17 protein-coding genes are annotated in these 18,605 nt (G+C 42.8%); 5 read left to right on the top strand and 12 right to left on the bottom strand.

The genetic code is table 11. The features are described from left to right. Positions 1-59: 59 nt before the first annotated feature. From ADA55_RS00995 to ADA55_RS28120, 4 genes are all read right to left on the bottom strand, one after another. Positions 60-3,878: a bifunctional 2',3'-cyclic-nucleotide 2'-phosphodiesterase/3'-nucleotidase gene (locus tag ADA55_RS00995; RefSeq protein WP_053087348.1), complete on the bottom strand. Its 3,819-nt coding sequence runs from the start codon at positions 3,876-3,878 to the stop codon at positions 60-62. A 317-nt stretch (positions 3,879-4,195) separates the two neighbouring features. Next, positions 4,196-4,654: a DinB family protein gene (locus ADA55_RS01000; RefSeq protein ID WP_048678004.1), complete on the bottom strand. Its 459-nt coding sequence runs from the start codon at positions 4,652-4,654 to the stop codon at positions 4,196-4,198. Positions 4,655-4,694: 40 nt separating this feature from the next. Further along, on the bottom strand, positions 4,695-5,513 hold the full coding sequence (locus tag ADA55_RS01005; RefSeq protein WP_048678005.1) for a GNAT family N-acetyltransferase: 819 nt from the start codon (positions 5,511-5,513) through the stop codon (positions 4,695-4,697). Positions 5,514-5,915: 402 nt separating this feature from the next. Next, positions 5,916-6,080 carry a YvrJ family protein gene (locus tag ADA55_RS28120; RefSeq protein ID WP_081088496.1) on the bottom strand — a complete coding sequence of 55 codons (165 nt, stop codon included), beginning with the start codon at positions 6,078-6,080 and terminating at the stop codon, positions 5,916-5,918. Between the two features lie 156 nt (positions 6,081-6,236). Between ADA55_RS28120 and ADA55_RS01010 the strand changes: the two genes are divergently transcribed. Together ADA55_RS01010 and ADA55_RS01015 are read left to right on the top strand one after the other, a co-directional pair. After that, positions 6,237-6,860: a sigma-70 family RNA polymerase sigma factor gene (locus tag ADA55_RS01010; RefSeq protein WP_048678006.1), complete on the top strand. Its 624-nt coding sequence runs from the start codon at positions 6,237-6,239 to the stop codon at positions 6,858-6,860. After that, complete coding sequence (locus ADA55_RS01015) at positions 6,853-7,071, top strand: hypothetical protein (protein ID WP_048678007.1); 219 nt, start codon at positions 6,853-6,855, stop codon at positions 7,069-7,071. Before ADA55_RS01010 ends, ADA55_RS01015 begins: the two co-directional genes overlap by 8 nt. Before the next feature lie 51 nt (positions 7,072-7,122). On the opposite strand, the gene ADA55_RS01020 is transcribed toward ADA55_RS01015, so the two are convergent. From ADA55_RS01020 to ADA55_RS01030, 3 genes are all read right to left on the bottom strand, one after another. Then, positions 7,123-9,489 (bottom strand): penicillin acylase family protein, encoded by a 2,367-nt coding sequence (locus ADA55_RS01020; protein WP_048678008.1) that lies wholly within the window; start codon positions 9,487-9,489, stop codon positions 7,123-7,125. A 277-nt stretch (positions 9,490-9,766) separates the two neighbouring features. Further along, positions 9,767-10,204: a hypothetical protein gene (locus tag ADA55_RS01025; RefSeq protein ID WP_048678009.1), complete on the bottom strand. Its 438-nt coding sequence runs from the start codon at positions 10,202-10,204 to the stop codon at positions 9,767-9,769. Between the two features lie 179 nt (positions 10,205-10,383). After that, positions 10,384-11,247, bottom strand: coding sequence for an STAS domain-containing protein (locus ADA55_RS01030; RefSeq protein WP_048678010.1), 864 nt, complete (start codon positions 11,245-11,247; stop codon positions 10,384-10,386). A gap of 145 nt (positions 11,248-11,392) precedes the next feature. Here ADA55_RS01030 and ADA55_RS29015 point away from each other — a divergent pair, with 145 nt between their 5' ends. Then, positions 11,393-11,536: a hypothetical protein gene (locus ADA55_RS29015; RefSeq protein WP_153246076.1), complete on the top strand. Its 144-nt coding sequence runs from the start codon at positions 11,393-11,395 to the stop codon at positions 11,534-11,536. A 108-nt stretch (positions 11,537-11,644) separates the two neighbouring features. On the opposite strand, the gene ADA55_RS01035 is transcribed toward ADA55_RS29015, so the two are convergent. The 4 genes from ADA55_RS01035 to ADA55_RS01050 form a co-directional block, all read right to left on the bottom strand. Further along, the gene (locus tag ADA55_RS01035) at positions 11,645-11,974 is read right to left on the bottom strand and encodes a hypothetical protein (RefSeq protein ID WP_048678011.1); all 330 of its coding nucleotides are present in this window, start codon (positions 11,972-11,974) and stop codon (positions 11,645-11,647) included. A 99-nt stretch (positions 11,975-12,073) separates the two neighbouring features. Beyond that, positions 12,074-13,267 (bottom strand): MFS transporter, encoded by a 1,194-nt coding sequence (locus ADA55_RS01040; protein ID WP_048678012.1) that lies wholly within the window; start codon positions 13,265-13,267, stop codon positions 12,074-12,076. Positions 13,268-13,412: 145 nt separating this feature from the next. After that, positions 13,413-14,735: an APC family permease gene (locus tag ADA55_RS01045; RefSeq protein ID WP_048678013.1), complete on the bottom strand. Its 1,323-nt coding sequence runs from the start codon at positions 14,733-14,735 to the stop codon at positions 13,413-13,415. Positions 14,736-15,110: 375 nt separating this feature from the next. After that, positions 15,111-15,938, bottom strand: coding sequence for an undecaprenyl-diphosphate phosphatase (locus ADA55_RS01050; RefSeq protein WP_275452462.1), 828 nt, complete (start codon positions 15,936-15,938; stop codon positions 15,111-15,113). Between the two features lie 153 nt (positions 15,939-16,091). On the opposite strand from ADA55_RS01050, the gene ADA55_RS01055 reads away from it, so the two are divergent. Next, positions 16,092-16,835 carry a glycerophosphodiester phosphodiesterase gene (locus ADA55_RS01055; protein ID WP_161798610.1) on the top strand — a complete coding sequence of 248 codons (744 nt, stop codon included), beginning with the start codon at positions 16,092-16,094 and terminating at the stop codon, positions 16,833-16,835. A gap of 60 nt (positions 16,836-16,895) precedes the next feature. Here the strand turns inward: ADA55_RS01055 and ADA55_RS01060 are convergent, their stop codons facing one another. Then, positions 16,896-17,105, bottom strand: coding sequence for an alpha/beta-type small acid-soluble spore protein (locus ADA55_RS01060; protein ID WP_034310322.1), 210 nt, complete (start codon positions 17,103-17,105; stop codon positions 16,896-16,898). 165 nt (positions 17,106-17,270) lie between these two features. Between ADA55_RS01060 and ADA55_RS01065 the strand changes: the two genes are divergently transcribed. After that, positions 17,271-18,557, top strand: coding sequence for a glycosyl hydrolase family 18 protein (locus ADA55_RS01065; RefSeq protein ID WP_048678015.1), 1,287 nt, complete (start codon positions 17,271-17,273; stop codon positions 18,555-18,557). Positions 18,558-18,605: the final 48 nt, after the last annotated feature.

Here is an 18,605-nt window from a genome sequence, read left to right on the forward strand (position 1 = left end):
ATTTTACGAGTAAACCCTCTGAACTCACGAGTAATTGCTCAATTTTCACGTAAACCCAACTAATTATTGATATTCGTAATTCTGCCTTCAATTTCTGCCGTGATCTTTCCGCCTTTAAAGGTTTCTTTCACATAGTTAACGAATGCTTCCAGGTCTGCATGTCCAAACACACGCTCTTTTCCTTTCAGGACGGTATAGTTATCACCGCCGCTTGCCATGAAATCATTGACGGCCACCGTGTATGTTTCGGTATCCTTGATCGGTGTTCCGTCCGCTTTCTTCAATAAGGTGACACGTTCCGTGACAGGCTTACTGAAGTCGGCTGTATAGCTCAGTCCAGAAATTTGCAAAGTTTTCGGAGATCCTTCCACGATCCATTGCTGTTGGAGCAGCGTTTTCACTTCCGCTCCAGTCAGTTCCAGCTTAACCAATACGTTTCCGAACGGCTGGATTTTAGCTAAATCGGAAAAAGTGACTTCCCCCTTGGGAATATCTGCACGGATTCCGCCTGGATTCATGAAGGCAAAATCGGAGTTCAAATCGGCCTTCATTGAATCGGCAATTAAATTCCCAAGGCCCGTTTCCTGCGTATAGGCATTGGTTCTTAAAATTTTCTCATCCGTTGTCCCAAGCGGAGCTTTCAGCTCGGGGAACATGTCCAGGTAGTCGTTGATGAATTTCGTCGTCCCGGCATCCGGTGTGATGCCAACTTGTGTAACCGTAACAATCTCAGCTGACTTTTTAACAATATCCTTTGTGCTTGGATCGATTTCCAAATCCACATCTTCAAAAGCCGTTCCATAAGAGTAAGCTTGTACGATCAATTTATTATCGACATAGTTATTGACCTTTGCATGATTATCTCCTGCTAAGATCACATCCACTTCATCATCCACGGCATTAGCAAGATCAGCCACTTCGCCTGTGATGACCCCTTCCTTTTCCGTGCCTGGGTCATGTGAGATGATCACGATCGATTTGACGCCTTTACCTTTCAACTCATTTACCGCCTTATTTACGGCAGGTGCCTGTTCTATGAATTCCACATTCTTAATGCCATCCGGACTTACTTTTTGAGGTGTGGCATTCGTGACTACACCTATGAACCCAATATCAACCCCGCCGACCTTTTTTATGACGTAAGGGTCCAAAATCGGTTTTTTCGTGTCTTTATATACGACATTGGCCACTATATATGGAAAGTTCAATTTATCGAATACCACATCGGATGTTGGCGACTTTCCGCCATTGATCTGAGCCATCAAGGTTTCTACCCCTTTGTCGAACTCATGGTTACCGACAGTCCCGACATCGAATTTCATATTATTCAAAAACTGAAGCGTCGGTTTATCCTGGATCAAAGAAGAAACGGGTGCACTTGCCCCAACAGCATCCCCTGCCGAAAGTAAAAGTGTATTTTCAGGGTTTTCAGCTTTCCGCTGCTTCAAGTGTGCGGCTAAATAATCGGCACGCCCTTGTTTGATGCCGCCGAAATCGGAGGTGGTATCAAGCTGGCCGTGAAGATCATTGATCCCGAGCAGTTGCACCTTAACGTTTTCTTTGCCCAAATTGTATTTGTAAATGCCAAAGCCTTTATCATCCTTTTTGCCTGTATAGGAAATCGGGCTGTCTTCCTTTAAATATTCCGCACCTTTTGGCGATGAGGTGAAAGTAACGTTCACCTTGCCTGAAATCGGGGCTATCGACCAGTTATTATCAGCGGTTGGATTGATCTCACCCTCTTGTGTGATGTAATCCATCAAGATCTGGCGATTTTCATCCGCAGAGTCAACCACATATTCGCTGCCCTTGACTCCCGGGAAGTTCCCCCCGCCCGAAGCACGGTAATTATTCGTCACGACGATGAAATCTTGATTCGGGTCCACTGGTTCACCATTATATTTCAAATCTGCAATCCTGCTTGAATCCGACACTTTTATCCCTTTTTCATCATAGCGCGGAGCCTTGGTGACATCGATTTGGTACGTGACACCGTCAATCACATCGAAATTATAGACGGCAAACTTTCCATTAAGCAGCTCCTGTTCCTCAGACTTGGCAGGATCGATCGTATTATATTTCCCGGCAGACATCTCAAGCCACTCTTTAACCACGGACCCTTTGATCTTGATTGCCTTCAAGGTATTATCGTATAAATATAAATCACCGGCGCTGCGAATGGTCAGTCCGCCTTCCTTGATTTCCGTGAATTCCTCGACGCCATTGCGACCCGCTTTGAATGGGGCTCCTACAGAGAGGATGGGCAAGTCTTTGTATTCAGGGCGGTTGCTTTGAATGTATTTTTCTACATACCATTTCTGTGCGCTCGTCACGACCTGTACGGAAGGATCGTCTTGAACAAGGGCGAAATAACTATGAATTGGAGCTGTAGTCGTTCCGATTGGCGTGTTAACATACTTGATCGTTCCTTCGTGATCCTTCTTCACGGCTTTGACGACAGCTGCATCTTCAGCCGCTTTTTTTCCTGTTATTTTGTCGTTGATTGCCCGTGTTGATGAATCGGAATTGACGACTTTCCATTTTCCCTTGATATTTTGGATATCAAGATCGATGATCCCGAGATTACTGCCGCCATATCCTGCTTGAACGGCTGGTACACCATTGATGGTACCCTTTTTATTATCCACGCCTTCAAGGACTTTTCCTTGGCTATCTTTGAATAGGCTGTCTAAAGAAGCCTCATCTTGTGCCGGGAAGACTTTATGTGTGTGTGAGAACGTGATGGCATCGATGCCGGATACCTTGCTTAATGAATAGATGACATCCTCGGTATTCTTGGTATCGCCATTAAACCCGGAATGCGTGAGGGCCACGATGACATCCGCGCCTTTTTTCTTCATTTCAGGTACATATTTTTTTGCAGTCGTGACGATTTCCTTTGTCATGACCTTACCGTCTAGATTCGCTTTATCCCAATCCATGATTTGCGGAGGGGCAAATCCAATGTATCCTATTTTTACTGATTTTTCTTTTCCATTGATGTCCTTCACTTTCTTCGTGACGATTTTATAAGGAGCATATTTATTTTTATCATTCTTTGGATTATTGTCTTTATCCTTTTTATAAACATTGGCATTGACGTAAGGGAAGTTCGCATCGTTGATGGCCTCGTCCAAATAAGATAAACCATAATTGAATTCATGATTGCCGAATGTGGCCACATCATAGTCAAGCAAGTTCATCGCTTTATAAACGGGATGGACTTCACCCTTTTTCAGTGGCACTATTTTTGCTTTGTACGTACCTAGGGGGGTCCCTTGAATAAGGTCGCCGTTATCCACTAAAACGCTATTTTTCACTTCTTTTCGTGCCTGTTTGATTAAAGATGCCGTGCGGGAAAAGCCGACGGAGTCCGATACGGCATCCTTATAATAATCATAGCTCACCAGATTAGTGTGTATATCAGTCGTTTCCATGACCCTTAGTTCAAATGGGGCATCCGAAACGGAGGCTGCCAGGCTTTTGCCGAAGTCACTCGTATGGCCGTTATAATTGGAGACAACCGATACGTTAACCCAATAACCCGATTTGTACGAGTTGAAGTACGCCGAGAACTTTTGGGCCGATTTAATATCCGCCTCAACGGCTGATTGTGAAATGACCTTCGTCCCATTCATTAATTGAAAGACAACGGTTTCATTTCCTTTGTTCCCCTTTTTCGGTGTGACCGTTACAGTCGCTTTGGTGCCTTTTGAGTAATGAACAGTAGGAGCTGAAATGATAAATGGTTCAGTCGTGGCCGGTTTCTTATTAGACTCTTTGGCGGATGCCTCCCCCGGTACGGTAAATGGCGCTGTAATCAAACTCACAGCAAGAATCGGGGCGAGCATCTTCTTAACATGAATCTTGTACGACATACTTCACAACCCTTCTAGTTTTGTAAAATGCTAGAATAATATATCATGATTTTGTCGAATTATCGCCAAAATTTACCGTAATATTACGAATTTTGAATAAATGGTACTTTTTACTCATTCCCATCCAAAGCGCCTAGCTCGATATACCTTCAATCATGTAAATGAATCATCATAGAGTCCATTTGAATCCTTAGGGATAATGTCCCCTGATAGAGAAAGCTGGCCCATGAAAATGAACCAGCCTGCTAACATCGTATGGATTTTAAAGATCGTTCCTTACGCTCATTTTTCAGGGAAACCCTTTGAAAACAGCGAATCTATATATCCCGATCTATTAAACTGGCGGATACCGGTTCGATGTCCATCTCCCTCGACCAGATGGACAGCTGGCCTATATGGTGAATTTCGTGCGCTATGAGATGGCGCAGTATCCTGCCTTTTTCATATGTCCCATCCATCCAGGATGGCTGAACCATTCCATTCTCTTCTTCAATTGCATGCGAGTTCAAATAGTCCATGACCTCTGATTGATATTGGTTAGATAAATCCTCCACTTTTCCGATCGTATCATAAGCGTCCAAATCGATCGCGACATCAGGCCTCCCTTGTATGGCCCTGATCCAGCTGCATTCGACATCGATAATATGGGCAAGTGTCCGCAATATATTGCCCAGCCCTCCTGTACGCTGCCGTTTCAGCTCCTCATTCGGTAAGGATCGGCACCACTGGAACCATTCCCTTCTCACCTGCCAGTTATAATTGAATAATGTCAACATCCATCCCAGCCCCCTAACACTCTTTGTCGTCAAATCCCCTTCAGCCTTTGTATTGATAATAATCCTGTCTTTGAATCGTTTTGAAGCCACAAGATTCATAGAGTCTTAACGCATGCTCATTAGTCGCCTCGACCTCGAGAAAAATTTCATATCCCAGCTGGCCTTGTTCGGCTACAACCTTTTTCAATGCCTTTCTTCCAAGTCCTTTTCCCTGGTATTTTGGCAAAATGGAAAATCCATAAATCCACGCTTCCCGGCCTGAGTGATCAACCCGGATCTTACCGACTGCGCGGCCGCCCTTTTCAATCATCATGGTTTTCAGAGTATCCTCATATAGGATGCGCTGATAATAATCCTTCGCCTCTCGTTTCGTAAAATGGAAACATTGAATATCCAGCTGAATTTCCGTTTCCTCATCATCTCTCCGTGAAGGGCGAACGACTGCATCATCATAATCACCAAGCTCCGTTTCGGACCACTTCATTTGAAACTCTGAGAAAGCAAACTCACATGGGAGCTGTTTCAAAAATTCTGTCCCTGAGTGGGATTGAGCAGGTGAGTTCAAGAGAATCACCTTATAGTTGCGCTCCAGGGCACTCCTTATCGCCTCTTCCAGCAGCTTAGTAAAAATGCCTTGCCTCCGGTAGTCAGGGTGCACCATTCCGCACATCTCCGCTTTGTTTCCAAAATCGTAAAGACCAAGAAAACCAACAAGCTTCAATCCATCATAGTGGAGAAAATCATTCTTATTAACACCATTTCGACTGCGAAGCGTTTCCCAATTCAGTTTTAACGTAAAACCTTCCCGTTCACATTCTTGCTGCAGGATCCGAATATCTTCCAGCTGTTCATTCTTCAAATTTGCCACCCCTTTTCCATATTATCAGTTTATTACCAAAAAATAAGAAAAGCAGCACCCATTTACTTGGGTGCCGCATAAGTTTATTGATGAATGTTGTTTTTTTAAAAGTATTTTCACTTTAATCCATAAAACTAAAATCCTACGAGGGGAGGATTTCCTATCTAATTCCATTGACGGATGAATTATAGCAGTAAAATGATTCCAAATGACGATTATTTTTTACCTATTTTGTGCTATATTCCAAATAATGGTTTATCATTATTTTATTTTAGGTTAAGGGAGGGATTTAACAAAATCTTGAATTCAGATAGTACCCATTTCTTTATACCCGAATTCCGGACCCTTTTTAGAATAGAATCCGAAATTCGGTGTTTACCATCCGGCACTTACGTCCTGAGGTTATCGTTTTTTCGTTTTATGAGCGGACTTTTTTAAGTTCTCTACGTCCGTTGTCAGTTCTTTTAATTGTTTACCGAAGCGGAAGAGCAAAAACATAGAAACGACGAATGGATAGCCAAATTCGCTAACTAATGAAACCCACATAGTAGCATCCTCAATCATCATCCTCTTCACCCCTTTTCTTGTATCTGATATCTAAAGTGAAACTTGTCAAAAAAAATCAATCTAGCACTATTGATTTATGGAAAAAAGAACGAATGTTCCTATATAATTGATTTATTCCCCTTGTCTATCACTTTATTAATAAAAGGAGGGATAACAATGAACCAATTAACTTCTCATTTTTTTTCTCATTCATTGGAGTTTCTGCAGCAACAGTACTCATCTTTCTTTGCACAACCGATCATTCAATTATTCTTACAGAACCCAGAGCATTTAAAGATTTTCACTGAAACTCTTGATTCCCCTTCTTCCCACAACATCGATCATCTCAACGAGACTTTCAAAATTTTCTATTACCGGGCTAAAGTATACAAATACATGTGCTCCTTAATTTACTTTTTCTCTGTTGATTTTGATAAAAGGGCACGGAAGCAGCGGGAACGCTATCGAATGGTACTTGATGCGACACCAAGGGATACTGGCGGATTGATCGATCGAATCGGCACCTTGGATGTTCAACTTGAAAAGATGGGGGAATCGAATGAACTCGCTTCACACATAAGTGATGAAGAGATGATAAAAGCCTTGAAGAAGTTAACAGCCAAACAAAGCCTGGTGCTGACCATGATCTTTTCCTACGGCCTATCCAACAAGGAAATCGCTGCCTATTTCCAGGAGTCGCCACAGAATATCTCAAGCATCCGTAAACAAGCTCTAAAAAAACTTCGAAAGCACTATATGGATGAGGTATATGTTAGAAAGGAGAAAAGCCATTGTGGATAAAAAACTGTCAAAAGAAGAATTGTTGGACCTAATCGACTCTTTGAATCCTAAAATAAAAAAATCATTAAAAAACACGAACTATCAAGACCGGAATGATCTGGAACAAGAAATTAAACTCAAGATCATTGAATCATATGAAAAAATCGCAGCAATCGAAGCCCCAAATTTTGAGGAGTTCCTTGCAGAATTCCTGACTAAGCAAAAACAATGAAAAAGTACCAAGTCCAGAGAAAGATGCTGGACTTGGTACTTTTTTTGAATCTCAGTATGATGGTTTCAATGTCAGCTTATCCCCTTTTGGATCGTCCATCGTGGTTTTGTGATAAGTACCCTCTGCCCAATCATCAAGCTGATCGTGATACCACTCACTTTTAACGTTACCTGATTGACCCGGACCAACAAGGTGATATCCTTGATTCATGTCCGCTAGGTCGATGATGAATCGCCAGGAGCCACCGTGATTAACGGTTCCATCATCTAAAAATGCCGCCGCCTGTACGGTGACACTGCTGCCGCCTACCGGAATGCCGCCGCCGTTAAATAAATAATGTAACGGGGCAACACTTGATAGCGGGTGGTTAAACCTGACCTGATGATAGTCTCCCCATTCCCAATCTGCTATATCGTCACCTTGTGATTCTGCCAGTTCCGTTAACGTCACCTGTAACGACTTGGCAAGCACCTGCTCAAGTCCGCCTGCATCTTCAATCCAAGGGCCCGGCTTACCATCCAGTGCCCGCCTTAGCAGTTCATCAACGGCCGAACGCCTTCCATTAAAAAGGTTGAGGGTTTCTTCCGGTATTTCTTCTTTTAGCAGAACATCCCCTATATTTCGCATCCAGACATTAAAAATCATCGGTGCCGCTTCATCAGCGGAATCGATATGATTCCATTTCTTCAGAATCATCAGTGCCTGGGCTTCCTGTTTCCCAGATGGACCTTTCAATACCTCCACGAATCGAGGAACAAACTCCTTAGCTTGCAAATTCACTTTATCCATCTGCAGGCTTTGCATATCCTCGGCCGTAAGCTTTTTATTCGCCTTTAAAAACTCCTGTATCCTCATCTGGCGGTATGGCTGTGCCCAGTTATTGCTGATATGGTAAGGGTAATCATCTGATATGACTTTATTATTCGCTGTCGAAATGAATCCCTCTTTTGGATTCACCGTTTTTGGAAGTTCATCAAAGGGAATATAGCCTTTCCACTCAAATTCATCCGTCCATCCAGGTACAGGCAGCATACTATCACCTTTTTTCCGGATTGGGATTTTCCCATTCGCCTTGTATGCAATGGTCCCATCGGCTGAGGCAAAGACGAAATTCTGTGCCGGCGTTTCGAATTTCAAGAGGGCCTTTTCGAATTCTTTCCAGCTCCCCGCCTTATTCATATTCAGTACCGCTTCAAGCTCGGCAGATGGATCAAGTGCCGTCCACCTTAAGGCAAGCACGGTATCTTTTCCGCTTTTTCCGGCAAACTCGGAGACAACGGGTCCATGGCGGGTAACCGTCACTTGATAGTCAAGTGTTTTCCCATCCTTCACCTTGATGGGTTCGTCCAAGATTTCAGCTTTTTCCCATTTACCTTTGTAGGAGAATTCTTTCTCGTTTTCCGGGTTTCTCCTCTCAATATACAGATCCTGAACATCCGGACCGGTATTGGTCACACCCCAAGCGACCTTTTCGTTATGACCTAGTATGATTCCCGGAATCCCGGCAAAAATAACACCGCTCACATTGACTGACGGGGCCTCCAAATGCATTTGATACCAAACCGACGGTGTAGCCAATCCCAGATGGGGATCATCCGCCAATAACGGCTGACCGGATTGCGTTTTCTTGCCTGAAACGACCCAGTTATTGCTGCCGTTGAATTCATAAGGAATAACGGCCCCTGCAAAACTTTTTTCAATATCCAGTTCTTCCTTGCTGATGATATATGGAGCGTTCTTTGGATAATCAGGAAATAAATCATATGCCTTTTCCTTGGGGAACGTTTGCAGCAAATACTGCCTAAACGCCTGATCTTCCCAGTTCCCTCCTAAATCAAAGGCCATATATTTACCGATGGTCAGCGAATCGACGGGTGTCCAAGGCTCCGGTTCGTATCCAAGCAGAGTGAACTCCGCCGGCCATTTCCCATTCTCCTTCAATTCATCGATATAAAGATTTACACCCTCGGCAAACATATCCAAGGCTTCTTTTCCGTCACTTGAATATGCAGCATAAGAGGCTTCGGCCGCCCTCCTCAAACCAAGTGTGCGGAAATACTTATCATTTTTGACGGTTTTCTCACCAATCACTTCACTCAATCTACCTGACGCCTGACGCCTGCTTAAATCCATTTGAAATAAACGGTCCTGGGCTTGGATATATCCTTGGGCTAAATACAAATCATGCTCACTCGCTGCGCTGATATGCGGGACCCCACTTGAATCCCTCACCACCGTAACCGGTTTCAAAAGACCTGGAAGCGATATTTCCCCCTTTGTTTCCGGCAAGGATCTTGAAAGAAATACATTTGCGGCAATCAAGACTGACAGCGAAAGTATGATCAGGATTCCAAAACTCCATAGCGCCCGCTTTCTCCACTTCCGTTTTGGCTTTTGCTGAGGTACGGCAACTTCCATCGATTCATCTTCCTCTCCCCTTAAAACTCTCTTTCTTTCTATTTAAGATATTCCGCGTTTAACTCCATCTTTCCTACCACCCTCCTCACATTCTCTCTTTTTATTTCAAGAAGGAAGAAAGGTGCAAGTACGGATTATTTCGAGCAACGTCGAATTATTACACACAAGGTCGAATCAACTCGCTCAAGGTCGAATTTTTACCGTGAAATTACTCCGATAAACAGTAAATCAAATGCAAAAACACCGATACAATGTATCGATGTGGCAGGGAATGCTGCTAGCTATTCGCAATAATGTATTCAATCACTTTATCTGTATCGTCTGTATAAAAGAGAGCTTTATCAAAGTCATGGGCCGCCTTCGTCTCGGCTTCCATATATTCAATCGGGGAAAGGAGACCAAAGATCCTCTTCCATTTATGAGTTTTCTCCAGAAGTTTTCTTTCCTTTTTTATATCCTCTGGTATGAATTCATTAATGATAAACCATGGGTCGGAAAATGAGGGTTCCCCAAAACGTTCATTCAAGGCTCGCAGCTTGTCCCTATCCCATTCCACCCTTACCAAGTCCGATATGACCGAGACATTTTGGACCGAGTCGAGGATGCGTTTGGACAAAACATCATATTCTTCATCCTCCAGCCCATTATCCGTCATGATTCCTACACAATACCATTTTTCGTAATGTTCAGGTTCTTCATTTTTCTTGAAAAACACTATTCAACCACCTTCCTTACACGCTTAACATGTCCTATTTAATTTAAATCAAAAACAACATGTCCGTCCACGTCACTTCACTATAACATGGAGAAATATCGATGGGCGATTAAATATGGGAGCAGCAGGAATGTTAGCCTGACATAGAAAAAAAGATACCCTAAAAAAGGATACCTCCATCATACTGGCTGAAGAGCCAGCCCTCTTTGATTAAACAGATATTCAAGGGCCTGCCTGAACGATAGAAAGGCTTTTACCTGATTTGCAAAATCAAGTTTGACGATCTCTTTCACGACATCAGGGGTAAAACCGACAAACATCGTTTCCGTTCCCATCAAGGCCAATGCCCCCACTAATTGATCCAGCAGGGAGAGCATATCGCTTTCCTTCGTAAAGGTAATTCCCGAGAAATCCATGATCAATACTTCCGCATGCAGATCTGCACATTTTTGCAGCACCGTCGATTGAATCGACTCCATTCTCCAATCGTCAATGCGTCCGATCAAAGGTAAGAGCAGCACATCCTTTAATACGGTCTGAACAATCGGGGTGGACAATTCTTCCATGACTTCTTGGTTTTCTTTTATCTTCTGCAACGAATCGTTTGCCATTCTCGCCATTTCTTTATAATGATTCACGTAACTGATACTCACACAGTGTATGAACTGGTCCAGGATTGCATCAATTATTGAGCTTGCCTTTAACAGAATTTCAATGGAGTAATATCGGTTGCTCACCTCTTCTTCAATGAAACTCCAGAAAAGGTTACGCACAAGCTGCGCTTCCTCAATATTCTTATCTAAAGGAATGCCCATATCCACGATGCGCTTACCTATTTCCATACCCGTTATTTTCATGCTTTCCATCGCTTGTGCCTTTCCATGAATCAAGGCATCTGCATGAATTTGAATAAGTTTTGACCGTACCTCTTTACTGGTTTCTAAATCATAGAGCGGTTCCTCTTCTTCAAACAACTCGATATGCTCCACTAAGATATATTTAAATTTTTCAATTTTTTCGCCAATCATTCTTAATTCTTCCATATGGACCTCCCATACAGGGCTTTTATCATATTTTAGCAAATAATCGAGGGGTAAGGATATAAAATCCTTCTATTACCAATATGCTAATAGACGTTTACCCTTTTCTTGATAAGGGTATTATGATATATGACTTGGAGGGATGAACATGAAAAAAGATCAACAAGACTTCGAATCTGAAAACATGAGCGATTTAGTCGAGCTCATAAACAGTAAAAATAACAGCCGCAGAATCTTGAATGTACTTCGGCGTAATAAAAAGGATAAAAGTAAAGGCAAAGATAAAAAATGAAAAAGCCCAGTCCAAAATGGCCTGGGTTTTTTGAATGGGATCAAATAAAAGAGCTGAGCTGTTCATTAAGCAAACCCAGCTCTTTCGTCATTAAAAATCGATAAGCCACTACCTTTTTCTCCGGATCTCCTCAACATGGTTCCCTTCAGTAGTAATATAGACTGTTTCATCAATTTTGTATGTTAAATAACGGTCACAATCAATTTCAAACGTTTTCCCATTGTCGAATTTCATTGCGCAATTGGATCCCTCTTCGGTTTCCGTCACATCAATGACTTCGTTCGTCTTAAAACCGACTGCCTTGCCATCGGAGAAATGCGGATAGTATTTTTCAACAATCTGCACCTTTTGCAATCTGCCAGGACTTGTTAAGTATACAACGAATAATATAATTAAAACGGCTATTAACCCAATGAGAATTACTGCTTTTCGTTTCACTCTATCTAATACCCTCTTCTCTTATCAATCTATTATTCAATATCCATTTTCACTAGATTATATTCAGGATTCCGGAAAAACATGATAGAAAAGATCATTTTATTTAATGATTTTCACTTTTTCAACCATCATCGCACAAGCGGCAGCAAGGAGGATCAGAATGGATACAGCCGAGATGACCCCTCCCCAGCCGAACTTCATCAAGAATAAACCGCCAGATGCCCCCACTATACTTGATCCTGCATAGTAAAACAGGAGATATAGTGCGGATGCTTGTGCCTTTTCACTCTTATCTGCCAAACTGCCGACCCAGCTGCTCGCAATGGAATGAGCTCCAAAAAAGCCAAATGTAAACAGGGCAAGCCCCATTATTTTCAGCAAAAGCGGGTCCAATAAGGTTAACAGGGCGCCCATCAGCATGATTGCGATGCCGATAAGAAGTACAACCCTCCGACTATATTGATCGGCAAGCTTCCCCATCCATGTTGAACTAAACGTCCCCACAAGATAGATTATGAATATGAAGCCAATCAATGTCTGTGATAAATGATATGGCGGTCCCATTAAAGGAATACCCACAAAGTTATAAACGGTAACGAACGAGCCCATTAATAGGAAGGCCATGCCGAATAGAAGTACTAGTCTGTTATTCCTTAAGTTATTGATAAGGGATGTTTTGATCCTTGATAATGAGACCCGTACGCGGACAGCATGCTGCGAAGGCGGAAGCATCCACCAAAAAGCCAGACTGATGATCAAACTTAAAGCTCCAAGGCTTCCAATCGCTATGTTCCATGAGAAATGGTCGGTCAGCACCCCGACAATCAGCCTGCCAGCCAATCCGCCGATACTCGAACCGCTCACATAGATCCCCATCACATAGCCAAGGCTTTTCGGATGAAACTCTTCATTGATATAGGCCATCGCAATGGCCGGGAAACCTGCAAGCACCGCACCTTGAATCGCCCGTATTGCAATCAGGATGTATAGATCATCCTGGATGAAGCTGACACATATGGATAACAATGCAGACAGAGTGAGCGCCGTCCCCATTATTTTTTTCCTATCGATATTTTCTGAGAAAAAAGAAACAAGCAATAAACAGAGTGCAAGCGTTCCAGTTGCGAAAGATAATGTAAGGCTTGCCATTGCAGGAGAGACTCCGAATTGCTTGGCGAAAACCGGAATGACCGGTTGGGTACTATACAGATCCGCAAACGTTACAAAGCTACCAAGAAATAAAGCCAAGATCGTTTTCCTGAATGATTTACCAGCAGGCTCGATATAATTCACTTTTGTTCAGACCCTTCACTATTTAACTTTCCCCCTATGTTAATACGAACTTCCCGAGTTGTCTATTTCACCACTTTTGTCAAACGGGAAAATTTCATTCCAGCAACTAAAAAAACCTTCACTGCATGCAGTGAAGGTTTTTTCATTAATTTGAACGTTTACCATCCCGCTCATTTTTCTTAAGGAGCCAGTACACTGGCATACCGATAATGAGGATGATCACTGAGTACAAGGCATTTAAAGGTGTTTGGATTAATGTGCTTAAAACAATATATATTGCACCAGCAATCGCCACAATGGGGATGAATGGGTAAAACGGCACTTTATACGTTTTTGCATCCGGATCTTTTCTGCGTAAGATGAAGACCGCAAAGAAGGCTAATCCATAAAAGCAGAAGACAGAGAATACAGCCATATTGGTAAGTTTGTCAGGGTCTGTTGCAACCATCATGATGATTGCAATGATCACTTGCAATAACGTGGCATTTATAGGCGTTTTGAACTTTGGCGATATTTTTCCGATTTGTTTATGGCCTGGCATCATTTTATCAGTCGCCATCGCCAAGGTAATGCGCGGAAAGGTCAAAAGCTTTCCGTTCAAGCAACCGAAGATAGAAATCGCAATTCCGATCGATATCAATTTCCCGCCCAACTCTCCGAATAAAAGCGTTGCTGCAACATTCGCTGCATTCGTACCATGGGCTATGACTCCCTCCGCACCCAATACATGAAGCATGGCAAGATTCACACCCAAGTAAGCGACCATGACCACGACCAATCCCGTTATGATTGCCCGCGGCAGCGTTTTCTGCGGATTTTTCATTTCCCCTGCCATGAAGCCGACATTCATCCAGCCATCATATGCCCAGAGCGTAGCCAAAATCGCACCGGCCATACTGATTTTCATTGAACTTTCGCTATCGATATTGAATACAGGCATATCACCTTGAGCGATACCGAACACCGATATGAAAATGATCGGAATCAATTTAGCAACGGTCGATAAGGTTTGGATGATACCGCCGTATTTTGTCCCCAGCAAATTCATGCCTGCTATGAATACAATCGTAAGAATCCCTATCGCCAAAGAGTAGCTTGAAGCGATCTTAAATATTCCTGCAACCAATAACCCGAAGTATAAACTGAGGGCGCCCATGACTGCAGGTCCGTATACCAATGTCTGAACCCAGCCGCATAGGAATCCCCATGCTTTACCGTACACTTCTTCCATATAGACATATAAGCCGCCCGTTTTAGGAATTCGTGTACTCACTTCCGCAATCGTCAACCCGCTTGCAAGGGTAATGAGACCGCCTATCAGCCAAGCTAACAAGGCCATGGTTGAATTACCGCTCAATTCAAGCACGTCACCAGGTCTCATGAAAATACCAGAACCGATAACTGTACCAACTACAATAGATGTTCCTACCCAAAAGCCAATCGTTTTCTTCAATTGGTCATTTCCCATGTTGTCCTCCCCAGGTGTACACATGTACTTTATTTATACTAAAATTATATCATATAAATTATATGGAAATAGTTTATGTAATCATTTGAATATTCCGGAAAATACCCAAACACGTTGGTATCATTACGCTCAGGCAGCTTTATTTCATTTATATTTTTTTTACTAATTATGACTGGAACTGCACTAAAAACCGAATATTTTTTTGTTATAAAAAGATTTATTGTATTTTTACTCAATAATAACGAATTAAAAACACCGAAACTCAATTATCATTCGTAAAGAATTTTATGGGAATCCCGCTTATTTTCGGACACACAAAAAAACCACCCCGAATCAACGGGGTGGTCCATCTCCTCTTTCAAGCTTCATTTCGTATTACCAAATAATGAATAGAAGCACAACCGCCAAGACGATCCGGTAAATGGCAAAAGGAGTCAATTTAACTTTATTGATTAAAATCAAGAAAAAGCGGATACAGAATAACGCAAAGATAAATGCGCTGATGAAACCTGCAATAAAGAATGGCAGAACTTCAGGCGTGAAGCTATCCCAGTACTTCACGATTTTCAACAAACTGGCACCAGCCATGATCGGCACTGCCATGATGAACGTGAAATCGGAAGCAGCCCGGTAGCTCATCCCTAATAGCACACCGCCTGATATCGTTGAACCTGAACGGGAAAATCCCGGCCATAGTGACAAACATTGAATTAACCCTACACCAAAGGCTTGTTTATAAGTGATTTGGTCAACCGTCTCTGCAGTCAGCTTTGGACGGAATTTATCCGCAGCAATCATCAAAAACGCGCCAAGGAACAATCCGACGATAACCGTCTTCATCGTAAATAAATGATCATCAATATAATCTTCGAATAATAGACCTAAAACGCCCGCCGGCAACAATCCGACAATGATCTGCAATAGGTTAAGCTTTTGGCCGTTCACAGCGGATGTGCCTTTCAGCTTCCTTAAACCAAGCAAGTCCATGAATCGCCCCCAGAAGAGCACGACAACGGCGAGTATCGATCCAAGCTGGATGACCACCTTGAAGGCATTGGCCACTTCACTCCCGAAAAGTTCTTTCGAATTCAGCCATAAATCATCAACGATAATCATATGCCCTGTTGACGATACAGGAGCAAATTCAGTTAATCCTTCTACAAGACCAAGGATGACTGCAACAAAAATTTCCCACATATTCATTTTATTCACCTCATATTTCGAACACCTATTTATGGAAATATCATATGTATTTTACTCGTTGTTTAAAATATTGTCTATTAAACATTGCTGAAACAATTCAAGCGTACATGTATGATAGGGTTCAAGATAAAGTTTAAAGGGGAAGTGATGATTTTGCAAAACATACTGATTTTCGCCCATAGAGGGTCCAAGGGGACGCATCCTGAAAATACCATGGCAGCCTTTCAAAAGGCGGCAGAAATCGGGGCCGAGGGGATCGAGTTCGATGTCCACCTCAGTTCTGACGGGGAACTGGTCATCATCCATGACGAAACACTTGATCGAACGACCACCCTTACCGGTTATGTAAAAGATCATTCGGCACAAAAACTGAAAACGGCTGATGCCGGCAGCAAATTTTCCAATGAATTCCTTGGGGAGCGGATTCCTTTTTTAGTGGATGTATTCGACTGGGCTAAGGGAAATGCTTTATTGATGAATGTCGAAATCAAGACGGATAAACTCGCTTATGAAGGAATCGAACAGAAGATCATTGATTCAATTCGTCAATATGGAATGGAAAACCGGGTGATCCTCTCTTCCTTCAACCATCAATCCATTGAAAAAGTGAAGATGCTTGCCCCAGATCTTGAACGGGCATTATTGTTCGAGGGGCTTCCTGAAAACTTCGAAGAAATCTTACGTGATAAAAAAGAATCGGGTTTTCATCCAGATAAAAACAGCCTGACTCCTGCGGTTAAAGAAAAAGCGAAAAAACTTGGATATAAAATCCGGCCTTGGGTCGCCAATGATGAAACCGACATCGTCAGGCTGGCAGAGTTGGGAGTCGACGTCATCATGACCGATTTCCCTGAAAGGGCAATCAAGATTTTAAAAGCTTGGCAGTCACATGGCTAAACCATGCGAAAGAGAAGGAGCGATGCTCCTTCTCTTTCAAATCCATATTTATTCAATTAATTAACGAGAAAAGTTTGAACCGCCTAGTTGTTGTTCAGCCATTTGAACCAAACGTTTTGTGATTTCCCCACCAACAGATCCGTTAGCGCGAGAAGTAGTGTCAGCACCTAGGTTTACACCAAATTCACTAGCGATTTCATTTTTCATTTGTTGTAGAGCTTGTTCTGCACCAGATACTAGAAGTTGATTGCTGTTATTGTTGTTTGCCATGTGTTTTCACCTCCTACTAATATTAATTAGCATTTTAAGCTTAAATTATTATTGCCAATTTATTGTATTTTTTTGTTTGCGTTTCTCTCGATCCTAAGCTCTTTATCATGAAATTCTTTTTATGCTCATAAACTGTTAGGAAACTTTCAGTAGGAGGGAAAAGAATTGCAAATACATGTGGTTAGGCCAGGCCAGACGTTATATGGCATCGCCCAGACGTACAGCGTAACCGTCGACAGGCTCGTTGAATCAAATAAGATCCCTAACCCAAATAATCTTGTTTCGGGGCAGGCCCTTGTCATTCCAATCGTCGGCAGTTATTATTTCGTTCAACCAGGTGATAGTCTTTATTCCATTTCCCAAAGGGTTGATGTCCCTGTTCAAGAATTGGCAAATATAAATGGCATTTCCGAAAATCAAATCCTATCCGTTGGATACCGGCTTTATATTCCGGCACGGAGGAAAAGGACTGCCGAATTCAACGGCTATGTCGAGCCGAGGGGCACGACGGTTGCACCGGCCCTTGAGACGGCCGCCAGGGAAGCTGCGCCCTATTTAACCTACTTAGCCCCTTTCAGCTTCCAGGCGCAGCGAGACGGCTCATTAAAAGAGCCATTGCTCAATGACTTCCCTGCCATCGCCAGGGAAAATAAAAATGTCCTGATGATGGTGATCACAAATCAGGAGAATGACCAATTCAGCGATGAGCTCGGGCGAATCATCTTAACGAATACTTCCGTTCAGAATAAGTTCCTGAACAATATCGTTACAACGGCAAAGAAATATGGTTTCCGGGATATCCACTTTGACTTTGAGTATTTACGGCCGGCCGACAGAGAAGCCTATAATCAATTTCTCCGAAAAGCCAGGGATCGCTTCAAGAAGGAAGGATGGTTCATTTCCACGGCACTGGCCCCTAAAACAAGTGCTGAGCAAAAAGGCCGTTGGTATGAGGCCCATGACTATAAAGCACATGGTGAAATCGTCGACTTCGTCATCATCATGACATATGAATGGGGATATAGCGGCGGACCGCCAATGGCAGTGTCACCTATCGGACCTGTTCGGGATGTCCTCGAATATGCCGTCACCGATATTCCTTCCAACAAGATCCTGATGGGGCAAAACCTATATGGCTATGATTGGACCCTGCCTTTTGTACAGGGATCCACTGCCAGGGCCGTGAGTCCGCAGCAGGCCATCCAAATTGCGGCGGACAATGATGTTTCCATCGAGTATGACGAAACCGCACAGGCCCCTCACTTCAATTATACCGATATTGAGGATAGGCAGCATGAGGTGTGGTTTGAAGATGCCAGATCGATTCAGGCAAAATTCGATTTACTCAAAGAATTGAACTTAAGGGGAATGAGTTATTGGAAGCTCGGCTTAGCCTTCCCCCAAAACTGGCTGCTCATCAGTGATAACTTCAACGTACGGAGAAGGGTTTAACAAAAGATATAGGAATACCGAAGCTGAAATGGGCATATAATCAAACAT

The organism is Bacillus sp. 220_BSPC, assembly GCF_001054655.1.
GTDB lineage: Bacteria > Bacillota > Bacilli > Bacillales > DSM-1321 > Peribacillus > Peribacillus frigoritolerans.

What these genes read in the sequence shown, in the direction of transcription:
- ADA55_RS00995 (WP_053087348.1), bottom strand. Translation starts at nt 3,878, where the DNA reads ATGTCGTACAAGATTCATGTTAAGAAGATGCTCGCCCCGATTCTTGCT.
- ADA55_RS01000 (WP_048678004.1), bottom strand. Translation starts at nt 4,654, where the DNA reads ATGTTGACATTATTCAATTATAACTGGCAGGTGAGAAGGGAATGGTTC.
- ADA55_RS28120 (WP_081088496.1), bottom strand. Translation starts at nt 6,080, where the DNA reads ATGATGATTGAGGATGCTACTATGTGGGTTTCATTAGTTAGCGAATTT.
- ADA55_RS01010 (WP_048678006.1), top strand. Translation starts at nt 6,237, where the DNA reads ATGAACCAATTAACTTCTCATTTTTTTTCTCATTCATTGGAGTTTCTG.
- ADA55_RS01020 (WP_048678008.1), bottom strand. Translation starts at nt 9,489, where the DNA reads ATGGAAGTTGCCGTACCTCAGCAAAAGCCAAAACGGAAGTGGAGAAAG.
- ADA55_RS01030 (WP_048678010.1), bottom strand. Translation starts at nt 11,247, where the DNA reads ATGGAAGAATTAAGAATGATTGGCGAAAAAATTGAAAAATTTAAATAT.
- ADA55_RS29015 (WP_153246076.1), top strand. Translation starts at nt 11,393, where the DNA reads ATGAAAAAAGATCAACAAGACTTCGAATCTGAAAACATGAGCGATTTA.
- ADA55_RS01045 (WP_048678013.1), bottom strand. Translation starts at nt 14,735, where the DNA reads ATGGGAAATGACCAATTGAAGAAAACGATTGGCTTTTGGGTAGGAACA.
- ADA55_RS01050 (WP_275452462.1), bottom strand. Translation starts at nt 15,938, where the DNA reads ATGAATATGTGGGAAATTTTTGTTGCAGTCATCCTTGGTCTTGTAGAA.
- ADA55_RS01060 (WP_034310322.1), bottom strand. Translation starts at nt 17,105, where the DNA reads ATGGCAAACAACAATAACAGCAATCAACTTCTAGTATCTGGTGCAGAA.